Source organism: Jejudonia soesokkakensis (assembly GCF_042664795.1).
Classification (GTDB): domain Bacteria; phylum Bacteroidota; class Bacteroidia; order Flavobacteriales; family Flavobacteriaceae; genus Jejudonia; species Jejudonia soesokkakensis.
Genome location: NZ_JBHTBN010000003.1, coordinates 163,197 through 188,175, shown reverse-complemented (window position 1 = coordinate 188,175; position 24,979 = coordinate 163,197). Strand labels below are relative to the sequence as shown.

The 24,979-nt window shown below is 37.6% G+C and carries 23 protein-coding genes; 17 read left to right on the top strand and 6 right to left on the bottom strand.

The window, feature by feature from the left end; translation table 11 throughout:
- Positions 1-28 precede the first annotated feature (28 nt).
- Positions 29-568 carry a GNAT family N-acetyltransferase gene (locus ACFQO1_RS07545; RefSeq protein ID WP_380217383.1) on the top strand — a complete coding sequence of 180 codons (540 nt, stop codon included), beginning with the start codon at positions 29-31 and terminating at the stop codon, positions 566-568.
- Between the two features lie 69 nt (positions 569-637).
- Here the strand turns inward: ACFQO1_RS07545 and ACFQO1_RS07540 are convergent, their stop codons facing one another.
- Positions 638-1,684, bottom strand: coding sequence for a M28 family metallopeptidase (locus ACFQO1_RS07540; RefSeq protein WP_380217382.1), 1,047 nt, complete (start codon positions 1,682-1,684; stop codon positions 638-640).
- A gap of 148 nt (positions 1,685-1,832) precedes the next feature.
- On the opposite strand from ACFQO1_RS07540, the gene ACFQO1_RS07535 reads away from it, so the two are divergent.
- On the top strand, positions 1,833-3,218 hold the full coding sequence (locus tag ACFQO1_RS07535; protein WP_380217585.1) for an MBL fold metallo-hydrolase: 1,386 nt from the start codon (positions 1,833-1,835) through the stop codon (positions 3,216-3,218).
- 42 nt (positions 3,219-3,260) lie between these two features.
- Here ACFQO1_RS07535 and ACFQO1_RS07530 read toward each other — a convergent pair whose 3' ends face one another.
- A complete protein-coding gene (locus tag ACFQO1_RS07530) occupies positions 3,261-3,746 on the bottom strand; it encodes a ferritin-like domain-containing protein (protein ID WP_380217381.1) in 486 nt (161 codons plus the stop codon).
- A gap of 182 nt (positions 3,747-3,928) precedes the next feature.
- Between ACFQO1_RS07530 and ACFQO1_RS07525 the strand changes: the two genes are divergently transcribed.
- Positions 3,929-4,081, top strand: a complete 153-nt coding sequence (locus tag ACFQO1_RS07525) for a hypothetical protein (protein ID WP_380217380.1) — start codon at positions 3,929-3,931, stop codon at positions 4,079-4,081.
- A gap of 10 nt (positions 4,082-4,091) precedes the next feature.
- Positions 4,092-4,220 (top strand): hypothetical protein, encoded by a 129-nt coding sequence (locus tag ACFQO1_RS07520; RefSeq protein ID WP_380217379.1) that lies wholly within the window; start codon positions 4,092-4,094, stop codon positions 4,218-4,220.
- Between the two features lie 25 nt (positions 4,221-4,245).
- On the opposite strand, the gene ACFQO1_RS07515 is transcribed toward ACFQO1_RS07520, so the two are convergent.
- Complete coding sequence (locus tag ACFQO1_RS07515) at positions 4,246-4,854, bottom strand: DUF2652 domain-containing protein (protein WP_380217378.1); 609 nt, start codon at positions 4,852-4,854, stop codon at positions 4,246-4,248.
- 261 nt (positions 4,855-5,115) lie between these two features.
- On the opposite strand from ACFQO1_RS07515, the gene ACFQO1_RS07510 reads away from it, so the two are divergent.
- On the top strand, positions 5,116-5,691 hold the full coding sequence (locus ACFQO1_RS07510; protein WP_380217377.1) for an outer membrane beta-barrel protein: 576 nt from the start codon (positions 5,116-5,118) through the stop codon (positions 5,689-5,691).
- 79 nt (positions 5,692-5,770) lie between these two features.
- Here ACFQO1_RS07510 and ACFQO1_RS07505 read toward each other — a convergent pair whose 3' ends face one another.
- Together ACFQO1_RS07505 and glpK are read right to left on the bottom strand one after the other, a co-directional pair.
- Complete coding sequence (locus ACFQO1_RS07505) at positions 5,771-7,453, bottom strand: glycerol-3-phosphate dehydrogenase/oxidase (protein ID WP_380217376.1); 1,683 nt, start codon at positions 7,451-7,453, stop codon at positions 5,771-5,773.
- Entirely contained in the window at positions 7,446-8,933 is a 1,488-nt protein-coding gene (gene glpK, locus ACFQO1_RS07500; protein WP_380217375.1) for a glycerol kinase GlpK, read from the bottom strand. The genes ACFQO1_RS07505 and glpK overlap by 8 nt, the downstream gene beginning before the upstream one ends.
- 149 nt (positions 8,934-9,082) lie before the next feature.
- Between glpK and ACFQO1_RS07495 the strand changes: the two genes are divergently transcribed.
- Both ACFQO1_RS07495 and ACFQO1_RS07490 read left to right on the top strand, forming a co-directional pair.
- Positions 9,083-9,709 carry a hypothetical protein gene (locus ACFQO1_RS07495; protein WP_380217374.1) on the top strand — a complete coding sequence of 209 codons (627 nt, stop codon included), beginning with the start codon at positions 9,083-9,085 and terminating at the stop codon, positions 9,707-9,709.
- 6 nt (positions 9,710-9,715) lie between these two features.
- Complete coding sequence (locus ACFQO1_RS07490) at positions 9,716-10,519, top strand: AfsR/SARP family transcriptional regulator (protein ID WP_380217373.1); 804 nt, start codon at positions 9,716-9,718, stop codon at positions 10,517-10,519.
- 41 nt (positions 10,520-10,560) lie between these two features.
- Here the strand turns inward: ACFQO1_RS07490 and ACFQO1_RS07485 are convergent, their stop codons facing one another.
- The gene (locus ACFQO1_RS07485) at positions 10,561-12,405 is read right to left on the bottom strand and encodes a PLP-dependent aminotransferase family protein (protein ID WP_380217372.1); all 1,845 of its coding nucleotides are present in this window, start codon (positions 12,403-12,405) and stop codon (positions 10,561-10,563) included.
- Between the two features lie 320 nt (positions 12,406-12,725).
- Between ACFQO1_RS07485 and ACFQO1_RS07480 the strand changes: the two genes are divergently transcribed.
- From ACFQO1_RS07480 to ACFQO1_RS07435, 10 genes are all read left to right on the top strand, one after another.
- Positions 12,726-12,974 (top strand): hypothetical protein, encoded by a 249-nt coding sequence (locus ACFQO1_RS07480; RefSeq protein ID WP_380217371.1) that lies wholly within the window; start codon positions 12,726-12,728, stop codon positions 12,972-12,974.
- 127 nt (positions 12,975-13,101) lie between these two features.
- Positions 13,102-14,193 carry a hypothetical protein gene (locus tag ACFQO1_RS07475; RefSeq protein ID WP_380217370.1) on the top strand — a complete coding sequence of 364 codons (1,092 nt, stop codon included), beginning with the start codon at positions 13,102-13,104 and terminating at the stop codon, positions 14,191-14,193.
- Positions 14,194-14,230: 37 nt separating this feature from the next.
- The gene (locus ACFQO1_RS07470) at positions 14,231-14,515 is read left to right on the top strand and encodes a hypothetical protein (protein ID WP_380217369.1); all 285 of its coding nucleotides are present in this window, start codon (positions 14,231-14,233) and stop codon (positions 14,513-14,515) included.
- A gap of 151 nt (positions 14,516-14,666) precedes the next feature.
- Positions 14,667-15,320, top strand: a complete 654-nt coding sequence (locus tag ACFQO1_RS07465; RefSeq protein WP_380217368.1) for a TetR family transcriptional regulator C-terminal domain-containing protein — start codon at positions 14,667-14,669, stop codon at positions 15,318-15,320.
- Positions 15,321-15,326: 6 nt separating this feature from the next.
- The gene (locus ACFQO1_RS07460; RefSeq protein WP_380217367.1) at positions 15,327-16,637 is read left to right on the top strand and encodes an ABC1 kinase family protein; all 1,311 of its coding nucleotides are present in this window, start codon (positions 15,327-15,329) and stop codon (positions 16,635-16,637) included.
- A gap of 5 nt (positions 16,638-16,642) precedes the next feature.
- Entirely contained in the window at positions 16,643-18,568 is a 1,926-nt protein-coding gene (locus ACFQO1_RS07455; RefSeq protein WP_380217366.1) for a WS/DGAT/MGAT family O-acyltransferase, read from the top strand.
- A gap of 3 nt (positions 18,569-18,571) precedes the next feature.
- Positions 18,572-19,501, top strand: coding sequence for an alpha/beta hydrolase (locus tag ACFQO1_RS07450; protein ID WP_380217365.1), 930 nt, complete (start codon positions 18,572-18,574; stop codon positions 19,499-19,501).
- A 9-nt stretch (positions 19,502-19,510) separates the two neighbouring features.
- Positions 19,511-20,695, top strand: a complete 1,185-nt coding sequence (locus ACFQO1_RS07445) for an alpha/beta hydrolase (protein ID WP_380217364.1) — start codon at positions 19,511-19,513, stop codon at positions 20,693-20,695.
- 21 nt (positions 20,696-20,716) lie between these two features.
- Positions 20,717-23,953 carry an HAD-IB family hydrolase gene (locus ACFQO1_RS07440; RefSeq protein ID WP_380217363.1) on the top strand — a complete coding sequence of 1,079 codons (3,237 nt, stop codon included), beginning with the start codon at positions 20,717-20,719 and terminating at the stop codon, positions 23,951-23,953.
- A gap of 17 nt (positions 23,954-23,970) precedes the next feature.
- Positions 23,971-24,972 (top strand): NAD(P)H-dependent glycerol-3-phosphate dehydrogenase, encoded by a 1,002-nt coding sequence (locus ACFQO1_RS07435; RefSeq protein ID WP_380217362.1) that lies wholly within the window; start codon positions 23,971-23,973, stop codon positions 24,970-24,972.
- Positions 24,973-24,979: the final 7 nt, after the last annotated feature.

Here is a 24,979-nt window from a genome sequence, read left to right as displayed (position 1 = left end):
TATATTTTTAAATCAATTAGTTTTTCTAATGATAAAACAAGTATATATAGAAACTGAACGTTTCCTAATTCGAAATCTAGAACTTAAGGATGCTCTTGATATGTTTGCATTGGATTCAGACCCTGCGGTACACGAATTTCTTGGGAAGAATCCTATAAGCGCACTTGAAGAATCCAAAGAAATTATAAGGCAAATTAGAAAACAATATGATGCTAACGGATTAGGTCGTCTGGCGATTATAGATAAAGAAACTAATGAATTTATAGGTTGGACAGGGATAAAATATGAAGAAAATGTAAGAGAGTATTCTTATTATGACCTGGGTTACCGGCTAAGAAAAAAATTTTGGGGAAAGGGCATTGCTACAGAAACAGCAGTAGCATCACTAAAGTATGGTTTTGAGACTTTAAGCCTTAAAGAAATCTGCGCTGCAGCAGATGTCAATAATATGGGCTCTAATAAAGTTTTAAGAAAAGTTGGGATGCAGTATGTCGAACAGTTTGACTTTGAAGGGGAATTACATAATTGGTACAGAATTACGAAACCTCAATGGCAGAGCCTAAAGTAATTTATATAAAAAAAGCCTCAAGCGTTTTGTTACACTTGAGGCTTTTTTATTTTTTCTCACGTATCACGCTTATAATTTATCTGCAGTAATACGTTCATCACGGTTTGCTACTTCCCAAGCCGTCAAGAATATCAAACGTGCGCGCTTTTCCATTAAATCATATTCGATTTTGTCTGGTGTGTCAGATATTTTGTGATAATCTTCATGCACTCCATTGAAATAAAAGATGATCGGAATGTTATTTTTTGCAAAATTATAATGATCACTTCGATAATAAAAGCGATTAGGATCATTTTCATCATTATAGGTGTAATCCAACTCTAAATTAATATACTTGTTGTTTACTTCTTCTGAAACATCATGTAAGGTTTGGCTTAATTTATCACTACCAATCAAGTAAATATAATTTGGGGAGTCCTTTTTGTCGGGATCTATACGACCAATCATATCGGTATTTAAATTCGCGACTGTATTTGCTAACGGAAACAACGGATTGTCAGTATAATATTTTGAACCATACAATCCAATTTCTTCGCCCGTTACATGTAAGAATAAGATTGAACGTTTAGGACCGTTGCCATCTTCTACGGCTTTCTGAAAAGCTTCAGCCATTTCTAGCATGGAAACCGTTCCACTACCGTCGTCATCTGCTCCGTTAAAGACGTTGCCATCTTTATCAACTCCAACGTGGTCATAATGAGCCGAGAGTACGATGATTTCTTCAGGTTTTTCAGAACCTTTTATAAACGCAACTACATTTTCTGAAGGTTTCGGGTCCCGAGCTCTGCTAAAATATTCCGCAGGAATCGATTGAAAATATCCTGCATCGGTAGGTGCAGCTATGTTTTCTTTTACATAAAAATCTTTTAAATACTTAGCTGCCATTTTTTGCCCTTCACTACCTGTCATCCGGCCTTGCATTTCATCACTGGCAAATTTATATAAGTGAGTTTTCAATTCACTACTAGTGATGGTATTGGCATAAGGTACCCCATTGTTGGACATTGAACTCATAGATTCTGAAGTCGCGTCAACCTCTGCGTCTGTTGCCTTTTGAGCAGAATTACAACCTACGGCTAATGCCAAGAGTACTGCTATAAAAATGTTATTGATCATTATTTCTGAAAGTTTTAAAATAAGAAGGGCTAAATATACATTAAGTATTAGTGCTATTTGTGAAAGTTTTGTGAAAACTGAAACACATTCCTTTCCAAAGAAAAATCCAAGTGAACTATTACTATCTTTGCTTAAAATTCTGAAACTAATGACGGTCGAACAACTATACACAGGTTGCCTTTCTCAAGGCGCTTATTATATTGAAAGTAATGGGGAAATTGCTATTATAGATCCTTTACGAGAAACGAGTCCGTATCTCGATAGAGCAGCCCGAGATAACGGAACTATTAAATATATTTTTGAAACTCATTTTCATGCTGACTTTGTAAGTGGGCATCTTACGCTTTCTGAAAAAACAGGAGCTCCTATTATTTTTGGTCCTAATGCTAATCCATCTTTTGAGGCGATTGTGGCTCATGACGGTCAAGAATTTAAAGTAGGTAAGGTAACAATCAAAGCAATCCACACTCCTGGACATACAATGGAAAGCACCACCTATCTGCTTAAAGACGAAAATGGAAAAGACTATTGTATTTTTAGTGGAGATACCTTGTTTTTAGGAGATGTGGGAAGACCAGACTTAGCACAGAAAGGAGCCGATATGACACAGGAGGATCTTGCAGGAATACTATACGATAGTCTTCGGAATAAAATAATGCCACTGGCAGATGATGTGATCGTTTATCCGGCACATGGTGCGGGTTCTGCCTGTGGAAAAAATATGATGAAAGAAACGGTGGATACTTTAGGCAATCAAAAGCAAATGAATTATGCCTTGCGTGCAGACATGACTAAAAAAGAATTTATCAAAGAAGTTACCGCTGGGTTGGCACCACCACCTGTGTATTTTCCGCAGAATGTAAAAATGAACAAAGAAGGGTATAATTCGATCGATAGTATTGTAGCTACCGGAACCAAACCATTGTCTCCAGAACAGTTTGAAGCACTAGCAAACTCGACAGGAGCTGTTATTTTGGATGTACGTCACCAAAAAGATTTTATGGAAGCGCATATACCTCAATCTATTTTTATAGGTATCGATGGTGGATTTGCTCCATGGGTTGGCGCTTTAATTGCAGATGTACAGCAGCCTATTTTACTAGTGACGCCAGCAGGTAGGGAAGTGGAGACTGTAACAAGACTTTCCAGAGTTGGATTTGATAACACTTTAGGTTTTTTAAACGGCGGTATTGCAGCCTGGAAGAAAGCCGGAAAGGAAATAGATAGTATGCTCTCTGTGTCTGCCGAAACTTTAAAAGAGGAATTGAAAAAGGGAGTGCCAGTGTTTGATGTTCGTAAGGACGGCGAATGGGAAACTGCGCATCTTCCGCAGGCAACACATACTTCATTAGATGAGTTAAATAAGCATTTAGACGTATTTCCTAAAAAAGACCCTTTTTATATTCATTGTGCTGGAGGCTATCGTTCGGTGATTGCAGCTTCCATTTTAAAAGCACGAGGCATCCATACGGGTATTGATGTTGCTGGTGGGTTTGGAGCTATTAAATCAGCAAATATTGAAATTACGACATAAAAAAATCCCACCAATCGGTGGGATTTTTTTTACTTCTGGATCCTAGTTCCAGGCATCTGCAATATCTTCCAGTGTTTTAACTTTAGACAACGTTGACTTAATCTCTGTTAATTGATTGTTTAGCACATTTGAGACTTCTGGCGGGAAGTTGTTATTTTGCAAGCGTTCTTCATATTCTTCTACACTTGCTTTTTCCCCGCGGATACATTCTTCTAAAACAGCTTCATCGTCTTTTCCTGTAAAAGCAGTTTTTATATCAATCCATGTTCTGTGCAAATCACCTGTAACACTTCCAGATTGTTTTGGAGTTTCATTTAGATTTCTAATTTCTTTATCTAACTCATTTACAAAGCGACCTCTTAATGCCGCTTGATGTTGAAAATAGCTTTTTAGTCGGCTATTTTTAGAATCTTCCATTGCCTTTTTAAAACCTTTTTCTGCGTCGTAATTTTTCTCTAATAAATTTTGAAGATTATTCACTAAATTATCATGAATATTCTCATCTGCTTTTTCTTTTGTTGTTTTCATAGTATTTGTTTGTTTTTTGTTTCTTTCATTACTGAAATTACGTAAATATACAGCAGTGTTTGCGTAATATTTCTTAGCAATTTGCTAATTGAGAAGTCATTAACAGTTGAATGTTAAGGTTTCCTAATAAAAAGAGATACCATTTTATATTTATTAATTTTAAACAAACAAAAAAATAAATTATGGACAACGAGAAGAAAATACCAGGACAAGATGATAAAAAATCTGTAGAAGATTCTGCAATTAATCATAAATCAAATGAGAGTGATGGTAAAGAAATTAACCATCAAGTAGAACAGCGTAGAGAACAACATAAACCTCGCGATACAGCATAAAAGAAACAATATGAATTCAGATAAAGAAAAAAGAGATAGCCTAAATCCTAAAAGAGAAAAAGGTCCTCAAAAAGAGAAACATCCAAATCAGTACGGAGAACAATCTGAAGAATTTGGAATTGGAAAAGAAAAAGAATAAAAAAATCCCGCCACGGCGGGATTTTTTATTGCTCACCGTTTAAAGGTGTAAGGTCTATATAACTATACCGTAGTTTGCCTAGATGTTCATCATTCAATATTCCCGAAGTTACGTTACCCCAATCAAAATTTTGATCGATATGTTTTTCTTTATATTCTAAAAGTAACGCTTCAGAAATTAATATATATTCATCAATAGGAACATCATTTTTTAAAAAACGATGGGCTGTGATCACATCTTCTCCCATTAATTTAATTCGGTTGCCAATAGGTACCATGCCTATTTCAGTGCCAAAGTGCAATACGATTTTTAAACCTAGCATCTCTGGAAAATCAATTTCTGGATGCTTTTCCTTGTGTTTGGTTAATAGCACGTCCATTTGCTTGTAAAATTCTGCATAAAAATGCTTACACTGGTCTACCAGTTCTTTTATAGTTGGTAAATCACCAGCTCTAAAAAACAGGACAGCGTCGCCTTCAATTTCTGAAACTTTTAATCCTATTTGGTTTGCATAAATAATATTATTTAACAAAGAGGAAATAACCTGAGAACTCAGGTTGATATCCACCTCTTTCATAAACTTTGTAAAGCCGCTTATGTCGGGAATGCAAAGAAGGGTAGGAGTTGTCTTCATACTAGTTTTTTGGTAAAGGTAGTTTGATATTCAAAAGTAGTAAATACGCTTAACATTAACTTTAACGTTTAAGGCGTTGTTTCAAAGGCATTTCAGAAAAAAATAAAAAGTAGTTACAATAAATATAAGAATATAGTGTTTTTAAAGTACTACCAGCCTCAACCTAAATCTCTATTTATATATAAAACTTTATTCTTTACAATTGGATAGAATGACAAATTCCACCAATTCGGTTTAATGTTTAATTTTAAAAATTTAGTAATGATAAAGAAACTCGTATTTCTATGTTTTCTGCTTGTCACAAGCATAACTTTTGCTCAAAAAGGGAGCGGGATTGGTATCAAAGGAGGACTTAATTATAATAGTAATGGTGATTTTGATAATAACTTTCAGAATATCACCGAAAATCCCACTAAAAACGTAGGGTTTCACCTAGGTCTCTATGGGAAAATAGATTTAGGACCGCTCTATATTCGTCCAGAAGCTTTATATACACGAACACAGAGTGAGTATGATAGCGGCGATCTAAAAATTAGTAAAATAGATGTTCCTTTGCTGCTTGGAATCGATATTATTGGCCCGCTCACTGTGTTTGCAGGACCTTCGGCACAATATATTTTGACCAATGAGTTTGAAGATTTTGAACTGGAAGAGGCGATGGATACCTTTACTGTGGGAGCCCAACTCGGAGTGGGATTCAACTTTGAAAATTTCGGAATAGATGTACGCTACGAGCGCGGATTGAACGAAAATGAAATAGAATTTACAGATATTGCCCTTAATCGTGTAGATGCGCGACAAGAGCAAGTCATTCTTGGACTGTCGTTCAAGTTATAATTTTAGTTTGGTTACACATGTTACTCTATGTGTTTATGGTTGCACCCTTCTCTAGGTAACAGCAGAGGAGGGTGTTTTTTTAGCCCGCTTCGGAAACGTAAAAGGTCGTAGCATCTTTAATCAATTGTGAGAGCATCTTAGCTTCACTTTTTTGTTTTTCTTCGTTCCAGTTCAAGTAATTTGATAGCTCTTCAAGTACGATCTCTTTATAGGTGCTTACAGTCTTGATGTCAAAGAAAAGTCTTGCAGTTCTACGAACGAAGAAGTCTGTGATAGATGCTACCATTTCATAGTGTACGGTGTACCACAATTCGGCGAGAACCAATGATTTTATAAGGTCTTTATCTTTGTATTGCTGAAACCGTCGAAGGATTAAATCTGTTTGTTTTCCATAGGTCACCACTAAGTACATAGCAATATAGGGATCTGCAAAACCCATATTTTTTAATTGCTGCTGAAGCTTTTCTTGATATATCGCAACTTCCTTTTTATTTTGAAATGGGTCTGAAGTCAGTGCAATGTTTTCTGTTTCTGAAAGCTGTAGCTTCTTTTTTCTTTTTTTCGGAAGGGATTTTAATACAGCCTCGAGAACCCGTTGCGACATTTTACGGTAGCCAGTCAATTTTCCACCAGCGATAGAAATCAAGCCACTGTCTGAAACGAAGATCTCATCCTTGCGCGATAGTTCTGAAGGATTTTTCCCTTTTTCATGAATCAAGGGGCGTAATCCAGCCCAGCTCGATTCGATATCTTTTTCTGAAAGGTCGACCGTAGGAAAAGTTGTATTCATTGCGTTTAACAAATAAGCAACATCTGCCTGCGTTGTCAATACGCGATCCAAATCACCCGTATAGGTCGTATCGGTTGTTCCTACATAAGTACAACGCCCTCTGGGGATTGCAAATAGCATTCTGCCATCTGGGACGTCAAAATAAATAGATTGTGCAATAGGTAACATATCAAACGGAAATACTAAATGCACCCCTTTGGTAAGATGCAAATATTTTTCATTGATACTTTTGTCCTTTTTTCGTAGTGTATCTACCCAAGGCCCTGCAGCCGATACAAAATTACGACCAGTAATACGAAGGGTTTTACCAGTAGTATGGTCCTTACAATCCAGATGCTCCAGAATTCCTTTTTCATTATAAACAAAGGTATCCATTTCGCAATAATTGAGTAGTGTGGCACCAAAACTGGCTGCTTTTTTCAGTAATTCAATAGTTAATCGGGCATCATCTGTTCGATACTCACTGTAAAAGCCGCCAGCCAAAACGTTTTCGGGATCTAACAATGGTTCTTTTTCCAGCGTTTCATCTTTATCCAGCATTTTACGTTTGTCGTCACCTTCTACATTGGCGAGTATATCATATACTTTAAGGCCAATCGCTGTCATAATCTTTCCGTAGGTACCCCCTTCTATAAGCGGTAGCAACATCTTTTCGGGAATCACTAAGTGGGGTGCTAATTTATGAACGATCGCTCTTTCTCGCCCAGATTCTTTGACCAATCCTATTTCAAACTGCTTCAAGTAGCGGAGTCCGCCATGGATCAACTTGGTCGATTTGTTACTCGTCCCAGAAGCAAAATCATTTTTTTCAATAAGACAGGTTTTCATACCCCGGGAAGCTGCATCCAAGGCAATTCCAGCTCCAGTCACTCCGCCACCGATGATAACTAGATCGAATTTCTTTTCAGAAATATGGTTGAGTTGATTTTCTCTGTTTAAAACTGAAAATGTGTTCTCCTGCATTTTATTCATGATTGGATTTGGTTCTCTCAATTGCAGTTAGCCATCCCTTGTATTTTTCTTCTCGTACTAAATTGTCCATTATGGGTTGAAAAAGGCGTTCTATTTCTCTGCTCTTATTTAATTCTGAAAGTTCCCAAACTCCAGCATGCAATCCGGCTAAAAATGCAGCACCAAGAGCAGTCACTTCCAGCATTTTTGGACGCTCTACTGGTACATTGAGCATATCTGCCTGAAATTGCATTAAATAGTTATTAGCACTCGCTCCGCCGTCCACCTGAAGCTGCTGTACTTTTTTATTACAATCTTGCTGCATCGCATTTAGCACATCCTTGGTTTGTAAGGCCAAGGCTTCAACAGTTGCTTTAATGATTTCATTCTTCCCGGTATCTAGGGTCAATCCATACATAGCACCTTTTGCTTCGGAGTCCCAATAAGGAGCACCTAAGCCTGCAAAAGCAGGAACAACATATAAATCTTTGAGTTCTTGCGTTTCTTCACAGATGCTTTCCGTTTCACTGGCATTTTTGATAAGTAGTAAATTATCCCGTAGCCATTGAATAGAAGCACCGCCAATAAAGATACTTCCTTCTAAGGCATATTGAATTTCTGTGTCTGGTAAACTACACGCTATGGTTGTGAGCAGCCCGTTTTTTGAGGACACAGCTTCAGTTCCTGTATTCAGTAACATAAAACACCCTGTACCATAGGTGTTTTTAGCAATTCCCGGTGTAAATCCGCCTTGCCCAAAAAGTGCCGCCTGTTGATCACCAGCTACTCCTAGAATGGGGATACGATGTCCATCAATATCTACATCTCCAAAATAGGACGATGAAGTTTGAACTAAAGGAAGCATCCCTTTGGGTATTTTTAAGACATCGAGGATTCGACCGTCCCATTGCAATTCTTTAATATTGTAGAGTAAGGTTCTAGAAGCATTAGTGTGATCTGTGACGTGCTGTTTTCCCTTAGTAAATTTATAGATAAGCCAACTATCGATGGTTCCAAATAGCAGTTCACCCTTCTCTGCTTTTTCTCGTGCACCTTTAACGTGGTCGAGGATCCAAGCAAGTTTAGTTCCGCTGAAATAGGAATCGATGACGAGCCCGGTATTTTCAGCTATATAAGTCTGCAGTCCTTTTTTCTTAAGTCGGTCACAAATTTCATGAGTTCGATTGTCCAGCCAGACGATGGCGTTATAAATAGGTTCTCCAGTTTTTTTATTCCAAACGACTGTTGTTTCTCTCTGATTGGTAATACCTATGCCAGTTATAGCTTCTATAGAAATACCAGAAGTTTTTAATACTTCCCTGAAGGTTGCCTGCTGGTCACGAAAAATTTCCATAGGATCATGCTCTACCCAACCCGACTCCGGATGGTGTTGCGTGAGTTCTTTTTGAGATATTGCTACGACTTTTGCGTGTTCGTCAAACAAAATGGTTCGGGTACTCGTCGTACCCTGATCGAAAGCAATGATGTATTTTTTAGCCATTTTTTAAACTATTCTACAAAGAACCAAAAATTTCAGATCAAATTTGACACCACCCTTAAAAAGAAATCCACGAGTTGTTAGCAATCTTTTTTTGAGAGGGTTTTCTAAAAAAAGAATTGTATTTTGTATGCATTAAATTGTAAGAAACTATGGCAAAGCGACCCGAACAAACGGCATCTTTTATGATCCGGTTTAATCAAAAGATTTTTGAAGAAAAAGGACAAGCAAACGTGCAGTGGCGCGGTAAGGTGTCACACGTGCAAGGAGGCGAGGACTTAAGTTTTAGTGACTTTAAGGAGGCTGTGGCATTTATGCAAGAACGCCTGGCCAATTTAACCAAAGAGGCAGCAAAAGAACATCCAAAGGAAGAGCAGGAAGGTATTTTGAAAAAAAGCCTGAGTATGTGGAAGACCATGGCAAAAGAAGGACCTAAGGTATTTATGGACACTATAAAAGACCCTAGAAAATCTGTCGATCATTTAAAAGAACAACTTACAGAGTTTGGGGGCGAAATGATGGAAAAAGTTCCATTGGATGAATGGCGAAGTGCTTCAAAATCTGATATTGTTGATATTCACAGTGCAATACGTCAATTAAGTTCGCAAGTGCAGAAACTTTCCAGTAAAGTAGATGCTATGCAAACTCCTTCAGAAGGAATCAAAACTACAACTAAAAAACCTCGTACTACCGCAAAATCTTCAGTAGCTAAAACAACAAAGTCGAAGGCGACCACCAAACCTTCCGCAAAAAAAACCACTAAAAAAACTCCTAAGTAGTAGGAAATGAAAGACCTACGCAACCAATTAGAAGCGCTCAGAACATTTGAGCAGGATGCACCAATACGAATACAGACGTTGGGGCATTTTAATCTGTGGCGAGAAGGGGAAAAGGTGCCCAATAAGGAATGGGGTCGCGATAAAACTTTACAATTACTACAGTATTTAATTTCGAACCGACAACGCAATGCGATCCATAAGGAACGAATTATGGAGCATTTGTGGGAAGAAGGAGACGATCGTGATTTTAAGGTAGCGTTACATGGTGTGAATAAAGCGATGGAACCCAACAGGCCTTCAAGGACAGAACCTAAATATTTATTACGGCAAGGGGTAAGCTATGAGCTGGATATGGAACAAGTGTGGATTGATGTGGATGCGCTGGAAAAATATGTGATTATTGGGAATGAGGCCTTCGGAAAGGATACCGAACTAGCAAAAGATGCTTATAAGGCAGCCATTGCGTTATATCATGGAAGTTATTTACCCAACCGCATCTTTGAGGATTGGTCTTCTGAAGAACGTGAAAAAACACAGATCCATATTTTAGGAGCCTATGTAACGTTAGCTGAACTCATTCTTCCTGAAAATCCGATGGAAAGCGTACGACTAGCACAGGCTGCCATAACTATCGACCCAACTTGGGAAGATGCGTACCGCATCCAGATGCAAGGATATATCGCCAAAGGAAATCGTCCTCAGGCGTTGAAGGTGTATCAAAAATGTGCTGATGTATTGGAGACGGAATACGGTATTAATCCGTTACCCGAAACCAAGAAATTATTGCAGGAGATTGAGGAAATGAAATGACATAAAGGAAAAAAGATCTTCTAGCTCGAAAACACCCCCTTTTAGATAGTTTGAACGAATTTTAAAAATACTTCTTTGTGTCGATCAAGATCCATATCTGGAGAGAGTGCTACCCGAACAATATAGTCTTTATCACCCTCTTTAGTGGTCCCTTGAGTCGAGGTGGCTGGTATGGTCCAATAGCTTCCTTTTAATTGACCGTAGCTAACACAGAACTTACTTTCATTTGGGATTTCTGAAATCATTAAATTAATTAATTTAAGATTCAGCGACCTTTTATAGGCTTCTTTTTCTAAATCGGTGGCTCCTTTTGTAGGAAGATCTAATGAAAATACCGAAGGAGTAAATCCTTGTTCTGCCAGTGTTTCAGAAACAAAATTTATTTTTGCATCGGGCAAAACTTTTTGGATAAAGCTTACAAATTCTCGTGTATTTTTATAGGCATCTTGAATTCTTTGGTTCATAGAAGGCAATTGTCGCGCTAGTATTTCATACTGTAGTGCCGTAGCTTCATTATCACAAAGGTTTAAATGCAATTCAATAGTTTGTATAAGCGTTTCAGCTTTTTTATTTACTACACAGTACCCAGCCGTACACCTTCCGCCGCTTGGAAATTTTGATCCGCTTGCATAAGAAATGGCTCTAACCGATGAGAGTATATCTTCTTCTCCTAAAAAATGTACGTTAGGACAAAATGTTTGATCTAAAATAAACACAGGGTCAACAGCTACATCACCACTTGAAGTATATCGAACTTTACTCAATGCCTCTTTTAATTTTGTAAGATTAGGTACTTCAACCCTTGGATTGGTTGGAATTTCAGCAATGATATACGGAACTGCATCTTCATGGGCTATCCTGTCTAAGACGATTTCAATACTTTGAACCATATCATTGTCACCATCAACAGGTAGATCTACTACTTCAACACTATCAATACAGGCTGCAACCCTCCTTGCCTGATCGTTTGTGCCACCATAGCAATTTGGAGGTACTATAAATTTGATAGACTTTCCTTTATGATTTTTAGTGGCATCGTGAATAAGTCCCATCATAATTGCATATTGTATGGACAGTCCGCTAGAGCCTATAAGGGGTTTTGAAGTTGTATTAGTGATCTCCAAAATTAAATTTGAGACTATTTTCTTATTTGTTTCACTAGTAGTGGTTTCTTGCTTTAAAGGAAGTTTAGTTACAAATGACTTTAGAGCTTGTAGGGAATTGGCTGGCGTCATAGCAATCGTTTCTCTTCTTCGGACATGCTGAATTTCTGATATGTAGTTTTCGTTTTGTTCACCATTGACGACTAAAACGCTTCCTAGTTGAGAATTGTAACTGATATAAAAGTCAATTTGTGAAGTGAGTTCAATGGTATGCAATTCGTTTTGCTGAGATAGAAAGACGGTACTCCCGTTAAATTCTGAAATAGCAGCTACATTTTCAACTTTCTTTAATTCAAACGTATATCCATAAATATCTTTGAGTATTTCAACATCAAAGAAATCTGGTAATTTTTCAGTATAAAGTATTTGGGTATTTTTAGTATCCAGTAAGTTTTTTCTTAGAACTGCTAACACAGGACTAGTTACTGAAGAAAAACTAATAACATTTTCTGACTTTAAATCATATGCTTTAGCAATTCCCCATTCAAGGATGCACGATAATGGATGCCCTAAGCGAATATAGTCGTAGGCAGTAGGTAGCGTATTTAAAGCAGCTGTTTCAGAATTATTAGTAGAATATAAAACTTCAAATTGTTCTAGAAATTGAACTTTAGCAAATTTTTCAGTATAAATATCCAGTCTGTGTGTCGTTACATGTAACCAACTCATTGGCATATTGTCTAGTACCTTTTCAATATATGTTAGCATGGAATCCTTTTTCATCTGTTGCACAATTTAAGGGTTGGCAAGGTACATTAATTAGGTTTTTTTTAAAATGATATGAGGTGTTTTCTGCAAAGCAAAGCAGGATTTTAATTCATATCAAAGCGACCCTATGTAAAAGTCTTTTATTTCTGCTCGACTTCAGTTGTAACTCAGTTGTAACACCCTAGGTGTATGTTTGCCCTGTAAAAATTAAAATTGTATACATAAACGTCAAATTTCTTTTGCAACTCATTTGTAACAACGTGAACCTATGTTTGCACCAGATTTAAAATTAGCGTTTAAAATAAAAGCCAGAACACGGCAAAAACAATAAAATTATGGCAACAAAAAAACAAACAACAGTTATAGATACAGCAGCGAACCTTGCTTTAAAAGGTGCTACTAAAGTAAATGACCTTGCATTAGCAACAACCGAAAAAGCTTTTACAACATCCTTTAGTGTCGCAGAAAAATGTATCGCTATCAATACGATGATTCTGAAAAAAGGGTTTGATATCGCAGCTTCTCAACAGGATATGGCTTTCGATTTACTAGAGACTTTAAAAAAGAAAATCGTTAAAAAATAATTAAAATACGGGTCAGGTACTCATTTGCAACTCAGCTGTAACTTGCTGATTGTATGTTTGTGCCAGATTTAAAAATCAACAATAAATATACTAATATTCGCTAGAGCGGAAATAAATAATAAGTAACATGGCAACAACAGCAAAAGCTAAAAAAGCAACAACAAAAGTAACTAAGAAAACTACTAAAACAGTAAATAAATCTACTTCAGTAGCAAAAAAAATTAACAACAGTTTGATTACCGCTTCTAAGGATGCGATTGATACAACTGTAAAGAATGGTGAAAAGTGGCAGAAGTTGGCTTCAAAATTAGTAAAGAAGTCAGAAACTGTACGTGAAGCACAGGTAAACATGGTGTTTGATACAGCAGAAGCTGTAAAAACTCAAGTAAACGATGGTGCTAAAAGAATGATGAACTTAGTAGGGTATGATGCTTCTGCAGTAGAGAAGGCGTTAAACTATGCAACTAACAATCCGGTTGCTAAAAAAGTAAAAGGTATCGCAGTAGAGGTTCAAGAAAAAGTTGCTAAAAATCCTATGGTAAAGAAAGCAGAAAAGACTGCTGAAGATTTTAAAACGATGGGGAAAGCAAAATACAATGAAGTAAAGGGAGAAGTATTAAGTAAAGCGTCTAAGTTGGTTAATAAAACCGAAGACAAATTAGAGGAAGTACAAAAAGACCTTAAAAAGGAAGCGAAAAAAGCGACAAAAAAAGGAGCTAAAACAAACCCTAAAACTACCACAAAAGCAATTAAAGCAAAAGGTGCTGCAAAAGTTAAATCTGTAAAAGCAACTACGAAAGCTAAAGCAACTAAGGTGAAAGCCAATGTTGAAGCTAAAGTAGCAGCAAAAACAGTAACACCTGCAAAAGCGAAGAAAGAAGTCGCAAAAAAAGTAGCAGAGGTTAAAGAAACTGGAGCGGCGAAAGTAAAAGCGGTAAAAACTGCAACGAAGGTTGCAGTAAAGACGGTAGCAAAGGATGACCTTAAGTTAATCTACGGAATTGGACCTAAAACTGAAATTGCTCTAAACGATGCAGGTATTAAAACGTATGCAAACATGGCTAAACTCGAAGTAAAAGAGTTGACTGCAATTCTTGAAAAAGCAGAAGTAGCTGCACCAACAACTGACGCTAACGACTGGATACGACAAGCCGAAGTAGCTGTAAAAGATGGAGCTAAAGGTCTTGAAACTTGGGTAGCTCGTTACAGAACTGCATAAGTAATCATTAAAATTTAAGAATATTAAAACAGATACAATGAAAAAGAAAATAAATATAGCACCCACAAAAATGATCAATAAAGTAGTAGATACTACAAAAATGGTCGCTTCAAAAGCAAACGGATTTGCATTAAACACTACCGAAGAAGTTGTTACAGACACCATCGAAGTAGCAGGACAATGGCAAACCGTAACTAGCAAAGCAATTAAAGGAGGTCTACAATTAGCTGCCAATCAGCAGGACCTTATCTTCGATGCTCTTGAGGGTGTAAAAAGCACAATGTTATTAACGAAGAAACGTTTTTCAAAATTAGTAGCATAGTTTTCATGATGATTAGTTAGTTTGATGTACAACCAGGTCGCTTTTTAAGCAGCCTGGTTTTTTTAATTTTAAGAAATTATTAATACGGGTTGCACCCCAATTGGCAGCAAAGCTGAATAACCTTTTGTATTTTTGTACTTTAACTTCAAATATGGCAAAAAATAAAAAAGTAACCGTGGCACAACTCATGACCTGGTATATGGATCATGTTGCGACTCAACTATGCCGCCCCGGATCGATCTCAAATTTTGCTGAAACTCACAATTTTGAAGCACCTCTTTTTTATAAGCACTTTGATAGCTTTAAAGAACTGGAGCAGGAGATTTTTAAAACACTCTTCGAAACCTCTCTTGCCACGCTGGAAGAAAGTGATGAGTTTGCCCTCTTCGGAAAGAAAGACAAGTTATTGAGTTTCTATTTTACTTTTTTTGAAAACCTTTCCCTGAATAAAGAATACATTCAGTTTGTACTAAAAGACTACGGATTGTCTCTTGAGACACTCTCTGTATTGTCTCCTCTTCGTGAGCACTTCGGAAACTTTGTCGATATGCTGGAGCTTCAGGAACTAAATATTAACTTTAGTGCTATCGAACCTTTTCAAAAAGCTACCATTCGCGAAAGCGCCTGGATTCAGTTTTTATTTACTTTAAAATTTTGGTTGGACGATACCTCACCCGATTTTGAAAAAACAGATGTCTTTATCGAAAAGTCACTCAATACCAGTCTTGAATTAATAGATACCAAAGCACTAAATAATATTATTGACCTCGGAAAGTTCCTATATAAAGAACGATTTACAAGGTAAACCTCTATGAAAACGACAAAAAATATTCCTATTTCAAAAATTAAGCGTGCTTCCAAATTGGTTTCTACTGGTGCTAAGGTAGGAGTGAATTACATTAAATATTTTGGAGATAAAATGGTCAATCCTGAAGCGGAAGCCAAAGAACGTCTGGATGAAAATAATGCTACCGATATATACGATAGTCTTAAAAACTTAAAAGGAAGTGCCTTAAAAGTTGCCCAGATGTTGAGCATGGAAAAGAACATCATGCCGCAGGCATATGTAGAAAAATTTTCATTGTCTCAGTTTTCAGTACCTGCCTTATCGGGACCTTTGGTATTAAAAACCTTTAAAAAGTCTTTCGGAAAATATCCAAGCGACATTTTTGACACTTTTAATACTGAAGCAATCAATGCAGCGAGTATTGGGCAAGTACACAAGGCAACGAAGGATGGAAAAGAATTGGCAGTGAAAATTCAGTATCCTGGTGTGGCAGATAGTATAATGAGTGATTTGGCGATCGTAAAACCAATTGCCATGAAGATGTTTAACATTAAGGCAAAAGACAGCGAGGTTTATTTTAAAGAAGTCGAGAATAAATTGTTTGAAGAAACAAATTATTTGCTAGAAATGGAACAAAGTAAAGAAATCGTAGAAGCCTGCGCCCATATACCTAATCTGAAGTTTCCTAGGTATTATGAAGATTTATCCTCAGAGCAAATCATTACAATGGACTGGATGGATGGAATTCACCTTTCCGAATTTTCCGCAAAGAATACCAACGAACAACTATCGCAGAAGTTAGGTCAAACGTTATGGGATTTTTATTTGTATCAGATCTACACTCTGAAAAAAGTACATGCAGATCCGCATCCTGGGAACTTTCTGGTTTCAAAAGATGCCGAATTGATTGCGTTGGATTTTGGCTGTATGAAAGAATTACCAGAATCTTTCCATACGCCTTATTTCGAATTGCTTAAGATCGAAGTGATTGAAAATCCACCTGTATTTAAGGCGCTTCTGGAAGAATTGGAAATACTTAAACCTGAAGATACCCCAGAAGAAACCGAATTTTTTACTACTTTGTTCAACGATGTATTGCGATTGTTTACACGGCCGTTTCATCACGAGAATTTTGATTTTTCAGACCCAGACTTTTTTGAAGAGATCGCCAGTATTGGCGAACGATATGTAAAGAGTTCAAAGATTCGAAGTCTCAATGCTAACCGAGGCTCAAAACATTTTATTTATATGAACAGAACGTTTTTTGGGTTGTTCAGTTTGATGTTTGACCTAAAAGCAAAAAATATTAAGATCACTAATTTTCAGAATTTATAAATTAAATGATTCTTCGGAAGGAACATCTTTTCGAAGTACTTTCAGAAAAAATATCAAAAGTACCCGCCTATGTGGGCATGATTATGGCAAAAAAGATTGACATTAAAGACATCGTTCAAGATGCATTAGACGGAGATATCAAACAAATTTCGGGCTATGATGCTGCATTTTTATATGCCGAATCTCCTACTAGCCCAATGCATATTGCAACTTTAAATATTGTAGAAGGTTCTCTCAAGTTTGAAGATTTTAAAGAGATTGTAGCATCAAAAATGCATTTGTTGCCAAAATTTAGAAAACGTTTATTGAACGTACCGCTTAATCTTGATTATCCGTATTGGGTGGACGATCCTAATTTTGATATCGATTTACACTTAAACCGTATTAAATTACCAGATCCTTCTAATTGGAAAACATTACGGGAATTGACTTCTACAATTTTTAGCTCGCCACTCGATTTACGACGACCGCTATGGTCCGTTCATTTTATTGAAGGCATTAATGAGATTGCTCAGGTTCCTAAGGGTTCGGTTGCTATTGTTACAAAAGTTCATCATGTGATGATCGATGGTGGCTCTGGAGTAGGCATGATGGGAGTCTTATATGATAAAGAAGAAGACGGAAAAAAGAAAAAGCGAACAAAACCAAAACCTTTCACACCAGAACCACTTCCAGACGAATTGAGCTTATTACTTAAAAGCGGGTATAGTTTTTTAAAGAATCCGTTTAAAATTCCTAAGACCATTTTGGAAACAGGCTATGCTTTTGCAAAAAGCAGAGCACAAAAAACCCTAAGCATTCAAAAGGAATTCAGTTCGGCTACCTATCCTGTTCCTATTTCAATTTTTAACGGTTCAATTTCGGCAAAACGAACCTGGGGAACGGCAATCCTTTCTTTTGACCGTATTAATGCGCTTCGCAAAACTGCCGGAGGTACTATTAATGATGTAATTCTTGCGATTTGTGCAGGAGCGATACGAAGATATCTTCAAGAGAGAGAACGATTGCCATTACAGCCGCTGGTCGCAAATGTGCCGATTTCGATTCGTACTGAAGTCGACGGACATGGAGGTAACAAAATTGCCAATATGATGATTCAGTTAGCAACGCATATTGCAGATCCGCTGGATCGACTGGAATACATTCAGGAACAAACCATGCTTGGAAAAACCCGCCATAAAGCAAACGGCGCAAAAACACTAGCAAAAATGGCAGATGCAGTTCCCTTTGGACTGGCTAATTTGGCTGCTGGATTGTACAGTAAATATAACATCAAGGATTTACACAGACCGCCCTTTAACGTGACCATTACCAATGTTCCGGGGCCTCGCAACCTATTGTATTTAAACGGACATAAGGTGGTTTCTATTTTCGGACTCACTCCTGTGGTAGATGGTTTTGGATTGATCATTGCAGCGTTTAGCTATAACGGTCAGGTAAGTATTACGACGACCAGTGATTCGAAAACCATGCCCGATGCCGATCTGTTTTCAAAATATGTTCGTGAAAGCGCCAATGAGTTGGAAGACTTGATCAAAAAAGCAGGATCTAAAAAAGCTGCTGAGGTATTAAAAGCAAAAACAAAAGCTAAGACTAAGAGTACTCCTTTTTTTACAGCACTCCGGAAGTATTTAAAAAATACTTCAGCTACGCTCAAAAAATATACTGGTGAATACCATATGGAAATTGGAAAAGGGCAATCGACTGAAGGATATGATATTAGAATAACTGCTTCAAAAGCTTCAATTCGAAAAGCCAAAAACCTAGACCCAAAAGTTTTAGTAGAAATTGATGATGATATTCTGTTTGATCTGTATAAAGGAACCTATGAATTTGAAGAATTAATGATTCAGGGTCGAATTAAAATCACAGGACCTGTTGCTGCAAAAAATAAATTTAAAAAATTGCTCAGTACCTTTTTAGCAAGATAATTGATGTCCTATAAAACCCACGTTTTTACTGCAAGAGATGGTGAGCATATTTGTTATTACCATTGGAAGGCCAACGAGCAAAAGCCGTTAAAAGGCATGGTGCAAATCGCACATGGTATTGGTGAGTATGCAGGAAGGTATGATGCAATTGCACAATTAATGGCAGATGAAGGGTATGAAGTGTATGCCAACGATCACCGTGCCCACGGAAAGACTGCAGAAATAAAGCGATTGTTTGGGCATTATGATGGTGCAGATTATTTTGGTGATTGTATGGAAGACATGCACGAATTGGCCGAAAAAATGCGGGCAGACCACCCTAAGGTACCTTTTGTATTATTTGGTCATAGTATGGGATCCTTATTGAGCCGAAAATTTGTTACCGAATATGCCGAAGAACTCGACGGATTGATATTGTCTGGTACCGCAAGCTTCATAAAAGGATTGGGTAACTTCGGAATTCTGGCGACAGGAATCGTGACTAAGATTCGTGGAAGAGAACGTAAAAACGATACGTTAAAAGATCTCTTCTTTGGAGAGTTTAATAAAAAATTCAGTCCCAACCGAACGAAGTTCGATTGGTTAAGTACCGTTGAGGAAGAAGTAGATAAATTTGAAGCCGATCCCTACCGGGTAGAAGATTTTTCGTTGGGGGTTTTTCAGGATGTGATAAAGAATAGTAAAAAATTAAATGAGGAGCCAGCGTTTCAAGCAACTCCTACCTCACTTCCTATTTTGGTTTTTTCAGGAAAAAAAGATCCAGTAGGCGAAATGGGAAAAGGCGTAAAACAGGTAGTCAAAAAATATAAGAATTGCGGTGTGGAAGACTTGACAGTTCATCTTTACGAAGAAGGTAGGCACGAAATGCTAAAGGAAAAAAACAAAGAGGAGGTGCAGCAGGATATTCTAAATTGGTTGAAGGCGCATATTTAAAAAAATTGAATGGAAGAAAAGATTATATTATATCGAAGTTTTACACGTTTTGCAGTTGCATTGGGCGTACTTAATGGAATGTCCTTAAAAGAGTCGAAGCAAGCGGTTAAAGATGCGTTTGAACATCATCCGTATGCAGAACCAATTTTTGACTTTATTGATATTATTGCCATTGAAGAACAGGAGGACATCGATTTTCTTTTTAATGAGGTGATTAGAGTTTGTGATGAATTAGGACCAAGCCGTGATTACTTAACGCTTCAGGTGATTCTAGAAGCTATTGCATTAACAGTGGTTGATGCTAAGAAGTTAGAAGAGAATACAGCGGCATTGGAAATCGTAGAACAATTTAAGGTAGCAGTTTCAGAAATTAATACTAAAATTCCGAAGCCACCTTTATTTAATATGTTGTTAGAAACCCGTTCGATTCTTGAATGGACGTCTATTTATGCATTATTTCCTTTTATTCCGAAGCGAATTAAAGGGGAAGGACGCCCAGTTTTACTTATACCACCGTACCTTGGAGACGATTTCTCTACCTCCTTTGTTAGAAAGTATCTAGATTCTTTAGGATTTGTGACCTACAAATGGGAGATGGGTTTTAATATGGTGAAAAGTCATTACATTCCGAGATTAGAGGAAAAATTGGATGATATCTATGAAGAACACAAACAAAAAGTAAGCATCGTAGGATGGAGCGGAGGAGGTATCTTTGCTAAGATCATGGCAAACAGACATCCCAATCAGGTCGAACAAATCTTAACCATTGCGTCGCCAGTCTGGGGAGTAATGGATATGAAAACACCTGTCTACGGAATTTTAGAATTTTTTAGAGGAAGCTCCTTAAAGGAAAGAAACAAACGGTTTTTAGAAGAGCTGGAGCCTATTCCAGATGTGCCTGTGACTTGTATATATACAAAAACAGATGGTTTGGTTCCCTGGAAGCATTGTATGGAAGCTGAAAGCTACAGAAAAGATATAAAGAATATTGAAGTCTACGGAAGCCATTCTGGACTGGGTGCTAATGCAAGTGTTCTATTGATTGTTGCGAACTCTTTAAGTGCGAATCTCCACGGAAGAAAAATTGAAGATGTGACTACTTTTATTGAAAAGATTTTATACCCTTTTTACTGGAACCGAAAAAGAAAAGCCTTCAAGCTGAAGCGCAAACTTGAGAAAGCCACAGCCTCTTAAATTAAAAATCAAGTAACTACCATGGACCATATTATAAATCATCCCAATTTTCAGGAGACGTTGCAGCAAATTGCCATAACACAAGAAATGGAGCTGGCAGACGTACAAAGAAAAGCAACGAAGTACATCAAGGAGTTGTATGCACAGCAACATCCTATGGCGAAGTTACTTTCGGTTCGAGGATTTGATTACATTCTATCACGGGCCTATAGCGATAAAATTGATGTAAATCCAAGAGGAATTAAACGTTTAATGGTACTGATGCGCGAAAACTCTGTAGCGTTTATCATGACTCATAAAACCTATTTGGATACCTTAGTGTTGATGTCAACACTAGCCAGGTACGGAATGCCAGTACCTTATTCTTTTGGTGGAAGTAATCTAGCTTTTCCCGGATTAAAACAATTGGGAAATCATGCAGGCCTTATTTTTATACGAAGAAGTTTTAAAGATAATATCATTTACAAAGCGGCTTTACGGCATTATATTTCGACTATCATTGACAAAGGAGATCATTTAACTTGGAATATCGAGGGTACTCGCTCACGCACGGGTAAGATTATCTACCCTAAAATGGGGATTTTAAAATATATTATCGAAGGTGAGCAACAGAGCACACGGCCAATCAAATATGTGCCGGTATCCATCGTGTATGATTTGATTCCAGATGTTAAACAAATGACCGAAGAAGGCAAAGGGACCGCCAAGAAATCTGAAAATGTACTGGAAGCCGTAAACTACATCAAACGATTAGGAAATGAATTTGGTCGTGCAGCGATTCGTTTTGGTGATCCGGTAGAAATGGACGATCAGCATAGTGCAAGTATCCCCGAAGTAGATGAAGAAAGTTATAGTGATACTACAAAATTACCTCGTTTTGCTTTTGAGTTAATTCAGAAAGCGAATGCAATTACTCCGGTTACGACTGTATCACTCATTTGTAATATTTTACTGAATGATTTTGCCCTCAACCGAAAAGAGATTGAATACAAGGTTGAAAAATTAATGGTGTATATCGGTAAAAAGCGTGAAGATGTATTACTTGACAGAGGGATTAAAATTGGTGTTGCAGTTCAGAAAGCATTAAATTTATTAGTAGGAGCTGGAATCGTTCAAAAAAGCAGGGCAGGACAAAGATCTCAATACAGCTTAGCACCAAATGAATATTTGGTAGCTACCTACTATGCAAATATGGCTTCCGGGCATTTGTATCATGCTGCTTTTATCGAAATGGCATTGGTGAAAATATGCAAGGATACTTCAGAAAATCGAATGGTACATTTTTGGGAAGAGATCATGCGACTTCGTAATTTGTTCAAATTTGAATTCTTTTATACGAACAAACCAAGTTTCAGTAGTGAAATTGAAAAAGAGCTAGAGGGTTTTGATCCTAACTGGAGAGCAATTATTAAAGACCCGCAAGGTGATGTATCTGCTATTCTGAAAAAGCAAAACCTGTATGTAGCCAGAGCAATCTTATTATCCTATCTGGAAGCCGATAAAGTGGTGTGCCACACATTAAATAGTCTGGATGCAGAGGAAGAATTTGTAGAAGAAGATTTTATGGATCTTGCGATATTTAAAGGAAAGGAATTGCATTGGCAATCCAGGATTACTAGACTTGGTAGTGTATCGCAGCCTTTTATAAAAAATGCCTTACGTTTTGCGAAGAATGCCGATTTGTTGCCGAAGGACAGAAAAATAGATTATAAAGCCTTGGATGCATGGATGACACAGTTGGACGAACTTTCAGAACGATTATTTTATCTGAAAAGCATTGAACACACACCTAATACAAAACTGCTCGAATTAAAATCTACTAAGAAAATACTGGTTCCAGATTCACGTCAGCAAAAACTGAAAATTAAAAAAGTAGATAAAGCCGAAAGTGGCCCTCATATCACAGCATTTTTTGATATGGATCGAACCTTAATTAATGATTTTTCGGCCAAGAAATTTATGTCGACACGTCTTTTTAGTGGAAAGACCACCATAAAAGAATACTTAACACAATTTGCAACAGCTTTGGTGTTTTCTTCAGGGAACAGGGACTTTGAGATTCTTACCAGAATTGCTGCGTTGGGCGTAAAAGGAATTCCCGAGTCGGCATTCGTAGCATTGGGTGAGACAGTATTTTCAGATTATTTGGCAACCACTATTTATCCCGAATCCAGAGAATTAATTGCAAAACATTTGGAAAAAGGACATAGAGTTGTCATCATTTCGGCGGCAACCTCGTACCAGATCGAACCTATTGCAAAAGAACTTGGAATTGAAGATGTGTATTGCACCCGAATGGAACTACGTAACGGGAAGTTTACCGGGCGTGTGAAGGAAATGTGCTGGGGTGAAGGGAAGGCGAGAGCCGCGCGAATGTTCGCTAAGGAAAACGATATTGATCTAAGTAAAAGCTATTTTTATAGTGATAGTATAGAAGACTATCCGTTATTTGAGTTAGTTGGAAGACCTGTTGCCACCAATCCAGATCAGAAGTTATCACAGCTTGCTTTCGAAAATAACTGGCCTATTTTACGATTTGAAGAGCCTGTGGATAAACCTGTTGTCAACGGTTTTAGAACAGGACTCGCGATTGCGAGTATTTATCCAGCAGCTATGAAAGGTCTTATCAAAGGAGCAATAACCATGTCCCGAAGAGAAGCTGCCAATACCACTTTTAGAAGTATTGGAAAATTAGGCACTAAAGTGGCTGGTCTTGAAGTAGCTGTAAAAGGAAAACACAATCTCGAGGAAATTCGACCCGCTGTATTTATTTTTAATCATCAAAGTGCAGCCGATTTTTTTATTTTGATGAACATTATCCATGATGATATTACAGGAGTGGCCAAAAAAGAATTAGAACGTACCCCTGTAGGGCCTATTTTTACAGCTTTAGGGGCCATTTATGTGGATAGATCCAGTAAAGAAAAAGCTATCGCAGCCCTAGAGCCAGCGGTAGATGCATTACGCAAAGGAACTTCTATAGTAATTGCACCAGAAGGAACCCGAAGCGGAAGTAAAAAATTAGGACCCTTTAAAAAAGGTGCTTTCCATATGGCGATGCAGGCTGGGGTTCCTATTATTCCTGTAGTCATCAAGAATGCATATATGGCGATAGGGAATAGTTCTGCAATTTTAAAACCCACCCATATTGAGGTTGTGGTTTTGGATCCAGTAGATACGACCTTATGGAAACGAAAAAATCTGGATGCTCATATCGAAGACGTGAGAAATCTGTATCTTGAACAACTGGAAGAATAGGAATTAAAATTTATTGTATGAAATTAAATGTTGGATTATTAGGCGGCGGTTCCTGGGGAACCACAGTAGCTTCGATTACTTCAAAAAATAGTCATACTACGATCTGGGCACGCAATGAAGAGACCGTGCGCGAGATTAATGAGCAGCATACCAATTCAAAGTATTTACCTGGTGCGTTGTTGCACAGAGATTTAAAAGCAACTTCCTCAATAGAAGAAGCCGTGAGTGATGCTGATGTATTAGTGATGGGCATTCCGTCACAACATTTTCGAAGTGTATTGAGAGAAGCCAAGCCATTTATACGACCGTGGATTCCAATTGTGAGTTTGGCAAAAGGAATTGAGCTGTCTACAAAAAAGCGAATGACAGAAATCATTGCAGAAGAACTCCCAGGACATCCTGCAGGTGTTCTAACCGGACCTAATCTCGCCAAAGAAATTCATAATGGTCAGGCAGCTGCAGCAGTTATTGCTATGGTAGATCATACCATTGCTAAAAAATTGCAACCTGTTTTTAGTACTGGATTGTTTCGGGTGTATACTAATAATGATGTTATTGGATGCGAACTGGGTGGCGCATTAAAAAATATTATGGCAATCGCTACCGGAATGGGAGATGGTGCGAATGCTGGTGATAATACAAGAGCAGCCTTAATTACCAGAGGACTTTCAGAATTGACACGCTTAGGAACAGCGATGGGTGGAAAACGTAGGACTTTTGCGGGTCTAGCAGGTATGGGAGATTTGGTAGCTACCTGTTCCAGTTCAAAAAGTAGAAATCATCATGTTGGTTTTGAAATCGGCCGCGGAAAAAGTCTCACCCAGATCATTGAAGAAATGAATGAGGTGGCCGAAGGTGTAAAGACCGCAAAAGTAGTTATGGAACTCGCCGAAGATTATAAGGTCGATATGCCAATTTCACGGGAAGTTTATAAAGTGCTCTATGAAGGGAATACGGTAATTGATGCTTTTAAAGGATTAGTAAAACTCGAAAGTGGTTCGGAACAGGAACCAGGGTAGAAAGTAG

Bases quoted from the DNA above. Each gene is read 5' to 3' on its own strand.
- ACFQO1_RS07540 (WP_380217382.1), bottom strand. From the start codon at position 1,684: ATGATCAATAACATTTTTATAGCAGTACTCTTGGCATTAGCCGTAGGT.
- ACFQO1_RS07460 (WP_380217367.1), top strand. From the start codon at position 15,327: ATGAAAACGACAAAAAATATTCCTATTTCAAAAATTAAGCGTGCTTCC.
- ACFQO1_RS07515 (WP_380217378.1), bottom strand. From the start codon at position 4,854: ATGAAGACAACTCCTACCCTTCTTTGCATTCCCGACATAAGCGGCTTT.
- ACFQO1_RS07485 (WP_380217372.1), bottom strand. From the start codon at position 12,405: ATGAAAAAGGATTCCATGCTAACATATATTGAAAAGGTACTAGACAAT.
- ACFQO1_RS07435 (WP_380217362.1), top strand. From the start codon at position 23,971: ATGAAATTAAATGTTGGATTATTAGGCGGCGGTTCCTGGGGAACCACA.
- ACFQO1_RS07525 (WP_380217380.1), top strand. From the start codon at position 3,929: ATGGACAACGAGAAGAAAATACCAGGACAAGATGATAAAAAATCTGTA.
- ACFQO1_RS07520 (WP_380217379.1), top strand. From the start codon at position 4,092: ATGAATTCAGATAAAGAAAAAAGAGATAGCCTAAATCCTAAAAGAGAA.
- ACFQO1_RS07530 (WP_380217381.1), bottom strand. From the start codon at position 3,746: ATGAAAACAACAAAAGAAAAAGCAGATGAGAATATTCATGATAATTTA.
- ACFQO1_RS07535 (WP_380217585.1), top strand. From the start codon at position 1,833: ATGACGGTCGAACAACTATACACAGGTTGCCTTTCTCAAGGCGCTTAT.
- ACFQO1_RS07450 (WP_380217365.1), top strand. From the start codon at position 18,572: ATGTCCTATAAAACCCACGTTTTTACTGCAAGAGATGGTGAGCATATT.
- ACFQO1_RS07455 (WP_380217366.1), top strand. From the start codon at position 16,643: ATGATTCTTCGGAAGGAACATCTTTTCGAAGTACTTTCAGAAAAAATA.
- ACFQO1_RS07440 (WP_380217363.1), top strand. From the start codon at position 20,717: ATGGACCATATTATAAATCATCCCAATTTTCAGGAGACGTTGCAGCAA.
- ACFQO1_RS07490 (WP_380217373.1), top strand. From the start codon at position 9,716: ATGAAAGACCTACGCAACCAATTAGAAGCGCTCAGAACATTTGAGCAG.
- ACFQO1_RS07475 (WP_380217370.1), top strand. From the start codon at position 13,102: ATGGCAACAACAGCAAAAGCTAAAAAAGCAACAACAAAAGTAACTAAG.
- ACFQO1_RS07545 (WP_380217383.1), top strand. From the start codon at position 29: ATGATAAAACAAGTATATATAGAAACTGAACGTTTCCTAATTCGAAAT.
- ACFQO1_RS07445 (WP_380217364.1), top strand. From the start codon at position 19,511: ATGGAAGAAAAGATTATATTATATCGAAGTTTTACACGTTTTGCAGTT.
- glpK (WP_380217375.1), bottom strand. From the start codon at position 8,933: ATGGCTAAAAAATACATCATTGCTTTCGATCAGGGTACGACGAGTACC.
- ACFQO1_RS07495 (WP_380217374.1), top strand. From the start codon at position 9,083: ATGGCAAAGCGACCCGAACAAACGGCATCTTTTATGATCCGGTTTAAT.
- ACFQO1_RS07470 (WP_380217369.1), top strand. From the start codon at position 14,231: ATGAAAAAGAAAATAAATATAGCACCCACAAAAATGATCAATAAAGTA.
- ACFQO1_RS07510 (WP_380217377.1), top strand. From the start codon at position 5,116: ATGATAAAGAAACTCGTATTTCTATGTTTTCTGCTTGTCACAAGCATA.
- ACFQO1_RS07480 (WP_380217371.1), top strand. From the start codon at position 12,726: ATGGCAACAAAAAAACAAACAACAGTTATAGATACAGCAGCGAACCTT.
- ACFQO1_RS07505 (WP_380217376.1), bottom strand. From the start codon at position 7,453: ATGAATAAAATGCAGGAGAACACATTTTCAGTTTTAAACAGAGAAAAT.
- ACFQO1_RS07465 (WP_380217368.1), top strand. From the start codon at position 14,667: ATGGCAAAAAATAAAAAAGTAACCGTGGCACAACTCATGACCTGGTAT.